Raw genomic sequence first — 12,792 nt, forward strand, 5'->3', positions numbered from 1 at the left:
CGCCGTGAAGGCTCCCGCAATCATCAAGACCGCCGCCGAGTGGGCCCTGCCGCACTGGACCCGCGGGCAGGCGGGGCGCGAGACGCCGCCCGACCTGTTCAGGGTTCTCTACTACGGCTGGCTGGTGGCGTTCACGTTCAAGGTGCTCGGCGCGACCTGGGACGTCTCCTGGCACTTCAAGTGGCTGCGCGACGACCTGGCGCCGCCGCACCTGCTCAACTCCGTCGGCACGGCCCTGGCCCTCGCGCTGACCGTGATCCACGGCTACACCGGTTTCGGCGTGGACAAGGCGGCGCTCCGGCTGATCCAGTGGGGCACCGGCATATTTCTCGTCGCGGTGCCGCTGGACCTGATCAACCACCGGGTCAACGGCCTGGACATCACCTCGTGGAGCCCGTCCCACCTCATGCTGTACGGGGGCTCGTTCTTCATGATCGCCGGGGTGATCCGCGGCTGGTTCATGGGCGCGCCGCCCGGTCGGGAGCGCACGGTCATGCTGGGCGCGTTCTTCGCGTTCTTCCTGGAGAACGTGCACTTCCCCGAGCAGCACCAGGAGTACGGCATCCTGTCGATCGGCGCCTGGGACAACGGCGTCCGCTACGCCGAGCCCATCCTGATGCGGTTCGCCGCCGACCAGATGGGCCGTCCGGTCGACCGGGTAATGATGACCAACTTCACCCTTCCCGTGCCGGACTTCCTCTATCCGGTGTACGCGGTGGTCGTCGGCGTGACCGTGCTGGTCGTGGCCCGGATGATGATCGGCAGGTTCGGGGCGGCGACGCTGGTGGCCGGCTCCTACCTGCTGTTCAGGACGGTGGTCTGGCCGTTGCTGACGTTCACCGGCTTCCCGCCGTCCGCGCTGCCGTACTTCCTGGTGATCGCCGGCATCTGCGTGGATCTCGCGTTCGCCGTACGCCTGCCCATGCGGGGTCTGGCGCCGGTGCGCGCGGTGCTCGGGGCGGCCGTGGCGACGGCCGCCGTCTACGGCGCGCTGATCGCGCAGAGCTCGATCATGGGAGCGGTGTACGGCGCGCTGAAGGAGCAGAGCGGCCTGGTCGGCGCGCCGCCCCTGGTCCCGTCGTCGGCCGTCTGGGCCGGGGCGGGGCTGATGATCGCCTGGCTGGTGTGCGAGTGGCTCGCGACGCGGCGTCAGCCGATCGAGGCCCGGGTGATCGCGACCGCCACGCCGTAGGCCATCCCCATCAGGGCGACCTCGGCGGCCACCCAGCCGACCACGGCCGTGGGCTCGGCGCGGCGGATCAGCGGCAGCAGCCGGAACCTGATGTGCGCGGCCAGCGGCACCAGCAGCGCGGTGAGCGTCAGCTTCACCACCACGAGCACCCCGTAGTGACTGGTCACGATGGCGCCCGGCAGCTCCACGCCGGGCGTCAGCGCCATCGTGCCGAGCCCGGTGATCAGCCCGGACAGGCCGACCAGCAGCAGGCAGACGGTCGCCATCCTGGAGAAGCGCGGCAGCGCGGCGGCCAGCAGTGACGGGTGCGGCGCGACGAACACCGCCGTCGCCACCAGCCCGCCCGCCCACGCCGCCGCGCCCATCACGTGCGTCTCCATCGCGATCATGATGGGGTCGTGCCAGACGGAGTTGACCGCGTGACCGGTCACCGGAATCGGCAGCAGGCCGAACAGCGCCACGATGATCCGCAGTTCGGCGGGCACCTTCTCGCCGAACCGCACGGCCATCAGCCCGATGCCCGCCGCCACCAGCGCGCACGCGGCGCTGAACAGCAGGCCCTGCCCGGTGCCGACGCCGTCGACGTAGGCGGCGATCATGCCGACCGTGGGCAGGCCGCCCGGGTTCAGCTCCGCCGTCTGGAGCACGATCGTCAGCAGCGCGCAGACCGCCCACGCCCACGCGGCGGTGACGGTGAGCGGCCGCGTCCTGCGCAGGACCGGCTCGGTCAGGTCCGGCGCGTCGAAGCCGAGCAGCTTGGGCACCAGGCTCAGCCCCACCACGGCCACGGCCGCCAGATCGAGCAGCACCCGTACGATCGGCAGCCCGTACGCCACGACCGGCCCCGGCATCGGGATGCCCGGCACCGCCTCCTGGGCGGTGAACGTGCTGGCCGCCACGGCGGCGACGATCGCGGACACCGCGAACGCCCCGACCACCCACCGCCCGCCGATCCGCTGCCCAGGGGGTGAGGTGATCGTCACGCGCCCGCCCCTTCGCTGTCGCGCCTCTCGCTGTCGGCCGGGGCCGGGGTGCGGGCGCGGCGCAGGGACACGGCCGTGCCAGCGGCCAGCACCAGCAGCGCCCCCACGATCCAGACCACGGCCATGCCCGCCCCGCCGTTGGCCGCCGCCTCGGCGGCCTCGGCCCCGGCGTCCCCGGTGCCGCCCTTGACGGCGTCCTGCGTCCCGACGCCGTCCTGTACGGCCGTGGCGCCGGCCGCCAGCGTGAAGCTGATCTTGCCGGTGACCGGATGCCCGTCGGCCGACAGGATCCGGTAGCCCACCACATAGGCCCCGGCCGTCCGCAGCGGCTTGACCTTGATCGACACCTTCGTGGCGGCGACCTCGGCCGTCCCGTCGGCCCACGCCGTGCCGTCGGCCCCGGTCACGCCCACCTGCGCGTATCCCTGGCGTACCGCCTGGTCGAACACGAGCGTGATCCGCGCGGGCGCGGCGCTCAGCGTCGCGCCGTCCTTGGGGTCGCTGCCGACCAGCACGTTGTGCGCTCGCGCCGGGAGAGCGACGCCCACCCCGGCGAAGGCGAGCAGCAGGATCACGACCAGCCGCCTCACCGAACTCGTCAAGTCTCTACTCGCAAAGTCTTGTCGCCGGGTGAGCCGGTGAACCGTGCCCCTCAACGCGACCTCCTCATCACTCCGGAATAAGAGTGGACGCCAACAGAAACCCGAATATCGTCTCACCATGACGAACCTGTTCGGCGGGGCCGCCCCCTTCTACGCCAAGTACCGGCCCGGATACGGGGAGGAAGCGATCGGCTGTCTGGCGCGGGCGTTCGGCCCCGGCGGCCGGGTGCTCGATCTCGGCTGCGGCCCCGGCACTGTGGCGATCCCGCTGGCGGGGGCCGTGCGCGAGGTGATCGCCGTGGACCCGGACGCGGGCATGCTGGCCGAGGGCAGACGTGTCGCCGACGGTGCGCCGAACATCCGCTGGCTGTCCGGTGACTCCACGACATTGGCCGCCTTGCCGCCGTTCGACGGCGTCGTCATGGGCAGGTCGTTCCACTGGATGGACCGCAGAGCCGTGCTGGCCGAGCTGGACCAGCTGCTGCCGCCGGACGGGGCGGTGGCCCTGATCGGACCCTCCCGCGACCCCGGCGAGCACGAGTGGGAGCCGGTCGTGCGGGAGGTGCGCGCCGAGTTCGCGATGAACGAGTTCATGGCGGCCAACTCCTTCCAGGCCAGCGGGGAGCACCATGACGACGTGCTCGCGGACTCGCCGTTCGACCGGCTGGAGTCGAGCCTGTTCGAGAAGCGGCTGACCTGGGACCTCGACGCCGTGATCGGGCTGCAGCTGTCGTACTCCTACACCACTCCCGACAAGCTCGGCGACAGGGTGACGGAGTTCACCGACGCGGTCCGGCGGGTGCTCCTGGCCGCCAACCCATCCGGCGTGTGGGAAGAGCGGGCGATCACCGAAGTGCTGGTCGCCCGCCGTTCGTAAAGCCTCGCCGCTCCTAAGAACCCCTCAGGCCCAGATGCCCATGACCTGCCAGATCGGCCGGGTGGCAGCGTTCACCAGGCCGATCTCGGTGCACAGCTCGCGGGTCTTGCCCACCGAGTCGCGGATCTCCCGCTTGGCCGCCGGGTTGCGCAGGTACACCTCGGTCACCACGTCACGCGGGATGGCGAACCGCCTGATCATCGGCCCCGGTGGCGCCAGCATGATCCTGGCCATGATCCCCAGGATGATCGGCGAGGCGACACCCAGCATGAGGCGCCGGTAGCGCGGCATCCTCGGCACCCGGTTGCGCAGGTAGTGCCGGGCGAAGGAGATGTGCCTGGCCTCCTCGGCGATGTGGATGCGCATGATCGTCTCTTCGAGCGGGTGGTGGACCCGGTCGTCCTTGAGCACCTTGCGCTGGACGTGGTCGATCGGGTCCTCGCCGCCGAGCACGAACACGAAGAACAGCTCGGTCGAGATCAGCGGGATCCAGGGGGCGACCTGGGCGAGCAGGCTGAGCGGCCCCGGCATGCCGCGCACCGGGAGCTTCGTGCGGTTGACGAACTCCTGGAACATCATCCCGTGATGTCCCTCTTCGATGGTCTCGTGGTAGACGTAGCGGAATTCGGGTGACCCGTTCGGCAGCCGGTAGGCGTAGTTGAGCAGGCCGCGCTTGAGCAGGTTCTCGAACTGCAGCCCGATCTTCATCGCCGTGGCCAGCCGCCACAGCCCGATCCTGGCCCGCGTCTCGGGGGAGCGGCTTTGATACCACGGGTGGGCGCCGAGCTTGTCCACCTGCGGGAGTTCCCAGCGAGGGTCGGTCTGGTCGACGAGGAACTCCGGATCCTCCCAGGGGATGTCCTTGTACGGCTCCCAGTGCTTGTCGACCGACGCCTTCGACAGGCGCTGGATGACCGCCTCGTAGGCGCTCCGGTCGGCAACCCGCTCGTCGGTCTCCCTGGCGGTGGTAGAGCTCGGTGCGCGTGTCATCGCCTGCTCCTCTCCTCGCCCGGTAATTGTACGAAGCATCCAATAAGAGAGGAAGAGTGACGCCCGTCACAGGTCGTCCGGGTTCAGGCCGACCTCGGCGGCGGCCGTCGTACGGAGCAGCCGGGTGGCCCAGCGGCGTGACACGACCTTGGGGTGCACGTGGATCTGGATGGCCAGCCCGTCGAGCAGCGCGAAGATCCGCCAGGTGGACTCCTCGGGATCGGGGCAGACGAAGTCGCCCGACGCCACACCGGCCTCGATGATCCCGCGCAGCAGCGTCCTGCCTCGCAGGTCGAGCCGTCGCGCGGTCTGCTCGAGCTCCTTGTTGCGCATGGACTCCGACCAGGCGTCGATCCACAGCCGCCAGCCATCGGAGGAGCCCGCGGGGGAGGAGCGGCGCAACAGCGCGCGCAGCCGCTCGGGCGGCGTGCCCGGCGAGTGCTCGATGGCGTCCAGAGTGTCGAGATGCATCCGGGCGGCATAGGCGAACGCCTGCGCGAACAGCTCGTCCTTGGTCTCGAAGTGGTAGAACAGCAGCGCCTGGCTCACGCCGGCGGCTCTGGCTATGTCAATCGTCCTGGTATGCCCGAACCCCTGCTCGGCGATCACTTCGCAGGCCGTCTTCAGTAAATCTTCGCGCCGTAATCGGCTGAAACCCCGTGTCACAGCGGGCCACTTTAACTACTAGTCCGGGGGATTTGTAGGACAAACCGGGCGCCAGTGTCGGAATCTTCGACGGTGAGGGTACCACCGTGCGCCGTGGCGATCTCGCGGGCGATGGGCAGCCCGAGCCCCGTGCCCCCCGCGTCGCGGTTGCGCGCGGCGTCGAGCCGGGTGAACCGGCGGAAGACGTTCTCGCGCTGGTCCACCGCGATCCCCGCGCCGTCGTCCAGGACCTCAAGTACGCCCCAGTCGTTCCGCTCGCCGACGGTCACGGTGATCGTGGACTCGGCGTGCCGCTCGGCGTTGTCGAGCAGGTTCGCGAGCAGGCGGGTCAGGCGCAGCGGGTCACCGGTCACCACGACCCCAGGGCGCAGGTCCAGCTCCACGTGCTTGCCGAGTGGCCGGCGCGCCAGCTCCTCCTCGACCAGCTCGGCCAGGTCCACCTCGGCGCCGAGGCCGGGCGCGCCCGCGTCGAGCTTGGCCAGCGTCAGCAGGTCGGTGACGATGGCCTGCAGCCGGTCGAGGCTCGACAGCAGGGCCACGGCGATCCGCGGCCAGTCGGCCTCGTCCGGATGGAGCATGGCCTCCTCGATCTGGGCGCGCATCGCGGTGAGCGGGGAGCGCAGGTCGTGCGAGGCGTCGGAGGCGAATCTGCGCTCCTGCTGGACCGCGTGCTCCAGCCGGTCCAGGGTCTGGTTCACGGTCCGGGCAAGTCCGTCGAGCTCGTCCCGGTGCGGCAAGGGCGGCACCCGGCGGCCCAGGTCCGTGGCGGTGATCTCGGCCAGCTCGGTCTTGATGGCCGTGACAGGCCGCAGCGCCCGCACCACCGTCGTCCTGGCCACGTACGCCGTGATCGCGGAGAGCAGCAGCACGGCGAGCAGCACGCCCACCACATAGAGCGGGCTGATGTACCAGGGGATGGCCGGGACGTAGGCGTAGACCGTCCAGAACACCGACCCGACCGGCACCCGGTACCCCACGACGATCAGGCACTTCACGCCCGGCACCCGGTCGGTGCAGACGGTGGTCTCCAGGCGGTTGTCCTCGCCCGTGGCGGTGTCCCTGACGAGCGGCGGATAGCCCAGCAGCCTCGGGCTGGCCTGCCGCACCGTGCCGTGCTCGTCGACCACCTGGATGAGGTCGACGTCCTCGGTGCTCGTCACCGGCCTCATCCGCTCCGGCGCGGACCGCTGGACGCCGGCCGCGACCCGGCGCGCCGCACTGGCCGCGTGCTCGGTCTCGAACCCGGTGAGCACGCTGTGCGCGAGCGGCGTGATGAGCACCGCGGTGACGAAGTAGCCGACCAGCGTCGACAGCAGGGCGGCCATCGTCATCCGGCGCCGCACCGACCACCTGGCGAACACCTCTCAGCCTTCCGCGACGGGGGGCCGAGGGAGCCGCACCACGAAACGGGCGCCGCGCCCGGAATCCTCCAGGGTCAGGGTGCCGCCGTGAGCCAGCGCGATCTCGCGGGCGATGGCCAGCCCCAGCCCGGTGCCGCAGGCGTCACGCTCGCGCGCGGCGCTCAGCCGGGTGAAGCGCTGGAACACCACCTCCCGCTGGTCCGGCGCGATGCCCGCGCCGTCGTCCACGACCTCGATCACGGCCGCGCCATCGTCGTGCCGTACGGTCACCGCGACCTGGGACTCGGCATGGCGCTCCGCGTTGTCCAGCAGGTTGGTGAGCAGGCGGGCCAGCCGGACCGGGTCGCCCATGACGGTCACGCCCGGCTCCAGCGTGGTGATCACCGGCTTGGACCGCCGCCCGGCCGTCTCGGCGCCGACCAGTCCGGCCAGGTCGACGGGCTCGCGGACGGCGGGGGCGCCCGCGTCGAGCTGGGCCAGCGTCAACAGATCCGCGACGATGGCCTGGAGGCGGTCCAGGCTGCCCAGCAGCGCCGCCCCGGTCCGCTGCCAGTCGGTCTCACCGGGATACAGCATGGCCTCCTCGACCTCCGCGCGCATGGCGGTGATCGGGCTGCGCAGGTCGTGCGAGACGTCGGCGACGAACCTGCGCTGCCGCTCGGCCGCGCACTCCAGCCGGTCGACCGGCCGGAGCGTCCTGGCCACCACCCGGGACACGCCGAACCAGGTCAGCGCCACCAGCGCGAGCGAGTCGCCGCCCAGGAACCCCAGCACGGCCGGGTGGACGTACCGCGGCACCATGGCCGCGGCCGCGTAGACCAGCCAGTCGCCGCCCCGCTCATAGACGCGCAGGACTGTCAGGATCTCGCACCGGCCGGGGAAGCCGGGCAGGTCGCACACGACCCGGGTGCGGTTGGCGTTGTCGGCGTCGGGTGTCCACTCGCTCATGCGCGGGCGGCCGCTCAGGTTCGCCGTCGTGGACACCACGCGTCCGGCCGAGTCGACGACCTGGATCCCGTCCACCTCGCCGCTGATGATCGGAGGCAGCTCATGCCGCTTGACCAGGTGCACCACGCGCAGGGCGGCGGTGAGTACCTCGTTGGTGCGGCGCCCGACCGCCGTGGTGTGCACCGCGTGCAGCGCGAACGCGCTGACCACGACGCACAGCAGCGCCATGGCGACGCTCGCGAACAGCGTCAACCGCGCACGCACGGACCGCCCGAACCGTGTGACCACGCCTTCCCCCCGGCGATCAGCCGATCACACCTGGTAGCCACCATCCTAATTAACGGAGATTCGGCGACAAATCCGGATAAAACGCCAACCGAACGGCGCTCTATGCGTGCCGCATTCGGCTGGTTAGAGTAAGTGAGCACTGATGTCAGGGAGACGATGTGAACCTTGATGAGTATCGGCATGCCGCCAGGGCCTGGCTCCTCGAAAACGCTCCGGCCGGTGACTCCCCGGAGACCGACCCGGTCGCCAGGGCCAAGGACTTCATGGCCCGGCTCTACGACGCCGGATACTCCGGCATCACCTGGCCGGCCCGCTGGGGCGGTCAGGGGCTGACGCAGGCGGAGGAGCGCGCGTTCGCCGCCGCGGCCCGCGACTTCACCCTGCCCACCTACGTCTTCTCGATCGGCCTGGGCATGACGGGCCCGACGCTGGTCGACCGGGGCACCGACGAGCAGCGCGAACGCTTCGTCCGGCCGCTGCTGCGCGGCGAGGAGATCTGGTGCCAGCTCTTCTCGGAGCCCGGCGCGGGCAGCGACGTGGCCAGCCTGCAGACCAGGGCCGTACGCGACGGCGACGACTGGATCGTCAACGGCCAGAAGGTCTGGACCTCGGTCGCCCACCACGCCGACTGGGGACTGCTGCTGGCCCGGACCGACGTCGAGGTGCCCAAGCACAAGGGCCTGACCATGTTCGTGGTCGACATGCGCCATCCGGGCGTCACGATCAGGCCGCTCAAGGACATGACCGGCCGGGCCAACTTCAACGAGATCTTCTTCGACGACGTCCCCATTCCCGACGCGCACCGCGTCGGCGAGGTCAACGACGGCTGGAGCGTCGCGGTCACGACGCTCCTGCACGAGCGGCTGTCGATCTCAGCGGGCGTCGGCATGGGCCAGGGCAAGGACGACCCCACCTCGCTGGCGGCGCTGCGCCAGGTGGTCGACACCACCGACCCGCTGGTCAGGGACGAGCTGGTCGAGCTGCACATCCGCTCGCGGGCGCTCGCCCTGTTCAACCAGCGCCTCGCCCAGGAGACCAAGGCGGGGATCTTCCCCGGTGCCCGCGGCAGCGCCGCCAAGCTGCTGCTGGCCGAGCTGTACCTGTACCAGGCCGACCTCGCGACCCGGCTCGTCGGGCCCGAGGCGGTCGTCGGCGGCCACCCGCTGGGGCAGGCGATCTCCATGGCGCCCGGCATGTCGCTGGGCGGCGGCACCAACGAGATCATGCGCAACATCATCGGCGACCGCGTGCTGAACCTGCCGCCCGAGCCCCGGGTGGACAAGACCGTGCCGTTCAAGGACCTGAAGGTGGGGACGCAGGGGTGAAGCTCGTACTCAGCCAGGAGCAGCAGGAGCTCCGCGCCGCCGTCCGCTCGTTCCTGGCCGCGGCCTCGCCGCTGCCCAAGGTCCGCGACGGCTACGACCGGGAGGTGTACGCGCGGCTCAACGGCGAGCTCGGACTGTCCGGGCTGGTCATCCCGGAGGAGTACGGCGGGGCGGGCGCGGGCTTCGCGGAGCTGGCCGTGGCGCTGGAGGAGACGGGCGCGGCGCTGCTGCCCGGACCCTTCCTGGCCACGGCGTTCGCCACGATCGCGCTGACCCGGGTGCCGGACAAGGAGCTGCTGACCGCCATCGCCGAAGGCCGGATCACCGCCACGCTCGCCATCGGCCCGCTCAACCGGGTGCTCAACGGGATGGAGGCCGACGTCCTCCTGCTGCGCGAGGGCGGGGTCCTGACGGCCGTCGACCTCACCGCGCCCGGCGTCACCAGGACCGCCCTGGAGACGCTCGACCTGACCCGCGGCCAGGCCCGCGTGGAGCTGGACGATGTGCCCCGCCGTGAGCTCGGCCCGCTGCCGGACGGCGTCGACGACCTGCTCGCCGTGGCGCTGGCGGCCGAGCAGCTCGGCGTGCTGCGCGCCGCGCTGGCCGCCATCGTCGCCTACGCCAAGATCAGAGTCGCCTTCGGCCGCTATATCGGCTCCTACCAGGGGGTCAAGCACAAGCTCGCCGACATGCACTGCAAGCTGGAGCAGGCCGAGTCGATCGTCCGGTTCGCCGCCTGGGCCGCCGACGAGTCGCCGGACGAGCTGCCCGCCGCCGCCGCGCTCGCCCAGGCGTACGTGGGGCGGGCCTGCTTCGAGGTGGCCCGCGACCACCTGCTGCTGTACGGCGGCATCGGCTACACCTGGGAGCACGACGCGCACCTGTTCTACAAGCGGGCCAAAGCCGACGAAGTGCTGCTCGGCCCGCCGCGAATCCACCGAGCCCGCCTCGCCGAGTTGCTGGAGCTGTGATGGACATCAGCGGACTGCCCGGCTTCTACGCGATCGCCGCCGCCGACCCGGACCGGCTCGCGGTCATCGACGTGGACGGGTCCCGGACCACGTACGGCGAGCTGCTCACCCGGGTCAACCAGGTGTCGCACGGCCTGCGCGCCCGTGGGCTGACCGACCGGGACGTGGTGGCCGGTGTGCTGCCGAACGGCCTCGACGCGGTGATCATGATCATGGCGACCGGGCAGATCGGCCTCTACTACGTGCCGATCAACTGGCATCTCACCGAGGCAGAGGTGGCTTACATCCTGGAGGACTGCGACGCGAAGATCGTGGTCACCGCGGACGGCCACGTACCCGGGAGCGAGATCGGCACGGCCGGACTGGCCGAGGGGCAGCCCGGAGACGCGCCCGGCGGGCGGGCCGGCGGGGCCGTCATGTGGTACACCTCCGGCACCACCGGCTTCCCCAAGGGCGTGCAGCGGCCGCTGTCCGGAGCCGAGCCCGAGGCGGTCGTCCCGCTCTATGTCTGGTTCTTCGGCGAGATCGTGGACCTGGTGCCCGGCGAGGCGGTGCACCTGGTCACCTCGCCGATGTACCACTCGGCACCGTGCGCTCACACGCAGTTCGCGCTGCACCTCGGCCACACCGTGGTGATCACGCCGCGCTTCGAGCCGGAGAACATCCTGGAGCTGGTCGAGCGCCACCAGGTGACGAACGCGATGATGGTCCCGACCATGTTCCACCGGATGCTGCGGCTGCCGGAGGAGGTCAAAGCGCGCTACGACGTGTCGAGCCTGCGGCAGGTCATCCACACCGGCGCGGCCTGCCCGGTCGCGGTCAAGCAGGGGATCATGGACTGGTGGGGGCCGGTGCTCTACGAGTACTACGGCTCGACCGAGTCGACGATCGCCTTCTCGGTCAAGCCGCACGACTGGCTGGCCCGGCCCGGCACCGTGGGCAGGCCGGCGCCCACGTTCGAGGTCCGGATCCTCGACGAGGCCGGCGAGGAGCTGCCGGCCGGCGAGCCCGGCATGATCTACGTCAAGTCCAGCCTGGGCAAGTTCGAATACCGCAAGGACCCGGCGAAGACGGCCGCCAGCATGCGCGGCGAGTGGTACACCCCCGGCGACATCGGCTACCTCGACAAGGACGGCTTCCTGTTCCTGTGCGACCGGCGCACCGACCTGATCGTCTCCGGCGGGGTCAACATCTACCCGGCCGAGATCGAGGCCGCGCTGCTGGAGCACCCCCTCGTGGCGGACGTGGCCGTCATCGGGGTGCCCGACGAGGAGTGGGGGCACAGCGTGGTCGCCCTCGTCCAGCCGGTGGCGGGCGTCACGGGCGACTCCGAGCTCAGCGCCGAGCTGCTGCGGCACTGCGAGCCGCGCATCGCCCGGTTCAAGCACCCGAAGGTGATCCAATACCGGGACGCGCTGCCCCGCACGCCGACGGGGAAGCTGTCGCGGTCCAAGGTCAGGCAGGAGTACCTCGACTCGCGGTGAAGACCAGCTCGTCGGTGTACCCCTTCTCGTCGCCCAGATAGAACCGGGTCGACAGGGTGCGGCCGGCCGGGTCGAAGACCGTGCTCCAGACCGTGCGGAACGGCAGCGCCGAGTCCGGCCGCACCGCCAGCAGGCTCGCGCGCAGGTCCTCGGGCGACATCAGCGCGCCCTTGCTCCGCTCGTACAGCGAACGCAGCCGCCCGTACGTCTGGAAGCTGGACGCGGTGTCCTCGGGCAGGTTCATCGGGTCGGGGTTGCGGTGCAGGAGGTGGTTGGTGACGCAGAGCGGCGCGTCGCCGAACTCGATGATGTGCTCCGCGCCGTCCGCGCCGCGCTCCCACACGAACGCCCGGCCGTGCGCGTCGGCGACGAGGTAGTGCAGCCGAAGGCCGTGGTCGTACTGCTTGGCGCCGAGGAGCGCCTGCTTGGCCTGCTCCACGTTCTCGCAGGTGTCGACGAGGAACCGGGGCAACTGCGTGCTGCCCACCCCGACCTGCGGCGAGACGTTCTCCGGCGGCTCGGCGCTGGAGAAGTCGGCGATGAGCAGCATGACGACCAGACCGGCCTCGTTGACGCCGTCCATGCAGCCGTCGAGCTCGGACATCGTGATGACCGTGGAGGCCAGGCCGATGTCGGGCACCGTGGTGATCACGTACGGCCTGGACGACATCGGCAGCTCGCCCGGCCGGGCGGCCTGGCCCATGATCTCGCTGGTCGTCGTGGTGAAGAAGTCGTAGTTGCGGCCCACCCTGCCGTGGCCGTCGGTGGCGGCGGACGGCGGACACCACAACGCCGAGCAGCCCGAGCCCGCGGGCACGTAGCCCAGCCCGTCGAGGGCCAGCTCGTCCTGGTCGGGGTCGAGGCCGAGCGCCGCGGCGGCGCCGTCCAGGCGGGCGTGGTGCTGGGGCCAGTGCCGCTCGAACCAGGTCCGGCGGGCCCGGTTGACGGCGGGGTCGGCGGGTGTCGGGGCCCAGCCGAGCCTGAGTGCCTCTTCGGTGAGTGCCCGGCCGATCTCGACCTGGCTGCCGTGGAGGGTCAGGTGGCGGACGAGCTGGAAGTCGTTCCTGCCGCCGGCGATCTGCGTCATGTTCTTCATGACCGCCAG

At 71.0% G+C, this 12,792-nt stretch carries 12 protein-coding genes; 5 read left to right on the plus strand and 7 right to left on the minus strand.

Annotated features, from left to right (window positions below; translation table 11 throughout):
- The first annotated feature begins 4 nt into the window (after positions 1-4).
- The gene (locus ACQP2T_RS17540; protein ID WP_433517192.1) at positions 5-1,192 is read left to right on the plus strand and encodes a hypothetical protein; all 1,188 of its coding nucleotides are present in this window, start codon (positions 5-7) and stop codon (positions 1,190-1,192) included.
- On the opposite strand, the gene ACQP2T_RS17545 is transcribed toward ACQP2T_RS17540, so the two are convergent.
- Together ACQP2T_RS17545 and ACQP2T_RS17550 are read right to left on the minus strand one after the other, a co-directional pair.
- Positions 1,150-2,175 carry a copper resistance D family protein gene (locus tag ACQP2T_RS17545; protein WP_433517193.1) on the minus strand — a complete coding sequence of 342 codons (1,026 nt, stop codon included), beginning with the start codon at positions 2,173-2,175 and terminating at the stop codon, positions 1,150-1,152. The two genes, ACQP2T_RS17540 and ACQP2T_RS17545, sit on opposite strands and share 43 nt — an antisense overlap.
- Positions 2,172-2,777 carry a copper resistance CopC family protein gene (locus ACQP2T_RS17550; protein WP_433517194.1) on the minus strand — a complete coding sequence of 202 codons (606 nt, stop codon included), beginning with the start codon at positions 2,775-2,777 and terminating at the stop codon, positions 2,172-2,174. The genes ACQP2T_RS17545 and ACQP2T_RS17550 overlap by 4 nt, the downstream gene beginning before the upstream one ends.
- Before the next feature lie 118 nt (positions 2,778-2,895).
- Between ACQP2T_RS17550 and ACQP2T_RS17555 the strand changes: the two genes are divergently transcribed.
- Entirely contained in the window at positions 2,896-3,654 is a 759-nt protein-coding gene (locus ACQP2T_RS17555; protein WP_433517195.1) for a class I SAM-dependent methyltransferase, read from the plus strand.
- Positions 3,655-3,678: 24 nt separating this feature from the next.
- On the opposite strand, the gene ACQP2T_RS17560 is transcribed toward ACQP2T_RS17555, so the two are convergent.
- From ACQP2T_RS17560 to ACQP2T_RS17575, 4 genes are all read right to left on the minus strand, one after another.
- The gene (locus tag ACQP2T_RS17560) at positions 3,679-4,644 is read right to left on the minus strand and encodes an AurF N-oxygenase family protein (protein WP_433517196.1); all 966 of its coding nucleotides are present in this window, start codon (positions 4,642-4,644) and stop codon (positions 3,679-3,681) included.
- A 66-nt stretch (positions 4,645-4,710) separates the two neighbouring features.
- Complete coding sequence (locus ACQP2T_RS17565; protein WP_433517197.1) at positions 4,711-5,310, minus strand: TetR/AcrR family transcriptional regulator; 600 nt, start codon at positions 5,308-5,310, stop codon at positions 4,711-4,713.
- An 11-nt stretch (positions 5,311-5,321) separates the two neighbouring features.
- Entirely contained in the window at positions 5,322-6,671 is a 1,350-nt protein-coding gene (locus tag ACQP2T_RS17570) for a sensor histidine kinase (protein WP_433517198.1), read from the minus strand.
- Between the two features lie 3 nt (positions 6,672-6,674).
- The gene (locus ACQP2T_RS17575; RefSeq protein ID WP_433517199.1) at positions 6,675-7,907 is read right to left on the minus strand and encodes a sensor histidine kinase; all 1,233 of its coding nucleotides are present in this window, start codon (positions 7,905-7,907) and stop codon (positions 6,675-6,677) included.
- Between the two features lie 158 nt (positions 7,908-8,065).
- Between ACQP2T_RS17575 and ACQP2T_RS17580 the strand changes: the two genes are divergently transcribed.
- Genes ACQP2T_RS17580 through ACQP2T_RS17590 form a run of 3 tightly spaced genes read left to right on the plus strand, consistent with a single transcriptional unit; the run spans position 8,066 to position 11,687 of the window.
- The gene (locus ACQP2T_RS17580; protein WP_433517200.1) at positions 8,066-9,232 is read left to right on the plus strand and encodes an acyl-CoA dehydrogenase family protein; all 1,167 of its coding nucleotides are present in this window, start codon (positions 8,066-8,068) and stop codon (positions 9,230-9,232) included.
- A complete protein-coding gene (locus tag ACQP2T_RS17585; protein ID WP_433517201.1) occupies positions 9,229-10,203 on the plus strand; it encodes an acyl-CoA dehydrogenase family protein in 975 nt (324 codons plus the stop codon). The genes ACQP2T_RS17580 and ACQP2T_RS17585 overlap by 4 nt, the downstream gene beginning before the upstream one ends.
- The gene (locus ACQP2T_RS17590; protein WP_433517202.1) at positions 10,203-11,687 is read left to right on the plus strand and encodes an AMP-binding protein; all 1,485 of its coding nucleotides are present in this window, start codon (positions 10,203-10,205) and stop codon (positions 11,685-11,687) included. The genes ACQP2T_RS17585 and ACQP2T_RS17590 overlap by 1 nt, the downstream gene beginning before the upstream one ends.
- Here the strand turns inward: ACQP2T_RS17590 and ACQP2T_RS17595 are convergent.
- Entirely contained in the window at positions 11,659-12,783 is a 1,125-nt protein-coding gene (locus ACQP2T_RS17595) for a C45 family autoproteolytic acyltransferase/hydolase (RefSeq protein WP_433517203.1), read from the minus strand. The genes ACQP2T_RS17590 and ACQP2T_RS17595 overlap by 29 nt on opposite strands.
- Between the last annotated feature and the right edge of the window lie 9 nt (positions 12,784-12,792).

Origin of the sequence: Nonomuraea sp. CA-143628 (assembly GCF_050942315.1) — a bacterium.
GTDB lineage: Bacteria > Actinomycetota > Actinomycetes > Streptosporangiales > Streptosporangiaceae > Nonomuraea.

Coding starts and splice junctions, on each gene's coding strand:
- ACQP2T_RS17560 (WP_433517196.1), bottom strand. CDS start 4,644: ATGACACGCGCACCGAGCTCTACCACCGCCAGGGAGACCGACGAGCGG.
- ACQP2T_RS17590 (WP_433517202.1), top strand. CDS start 10,203: ATGGACATCAGCGGACTGCCCGGCTTCTACGCGATCGCCGCCGCCGAC.
- ACQP2T_RS17555 (WP_433517195.1), top strand. CDS start 2,896: ATGACGAACCTGTTCGGCGGGGCCGCCCCCTTCTACGCCAAGTACCGG.
- ACQP2T_RS17595 (WP_433517203.1), bottom strand. CDS start 12,783: ATGAAGAACATGACGCAGATCGCCGGCGGCAGGAACGACTTCCAGCTC.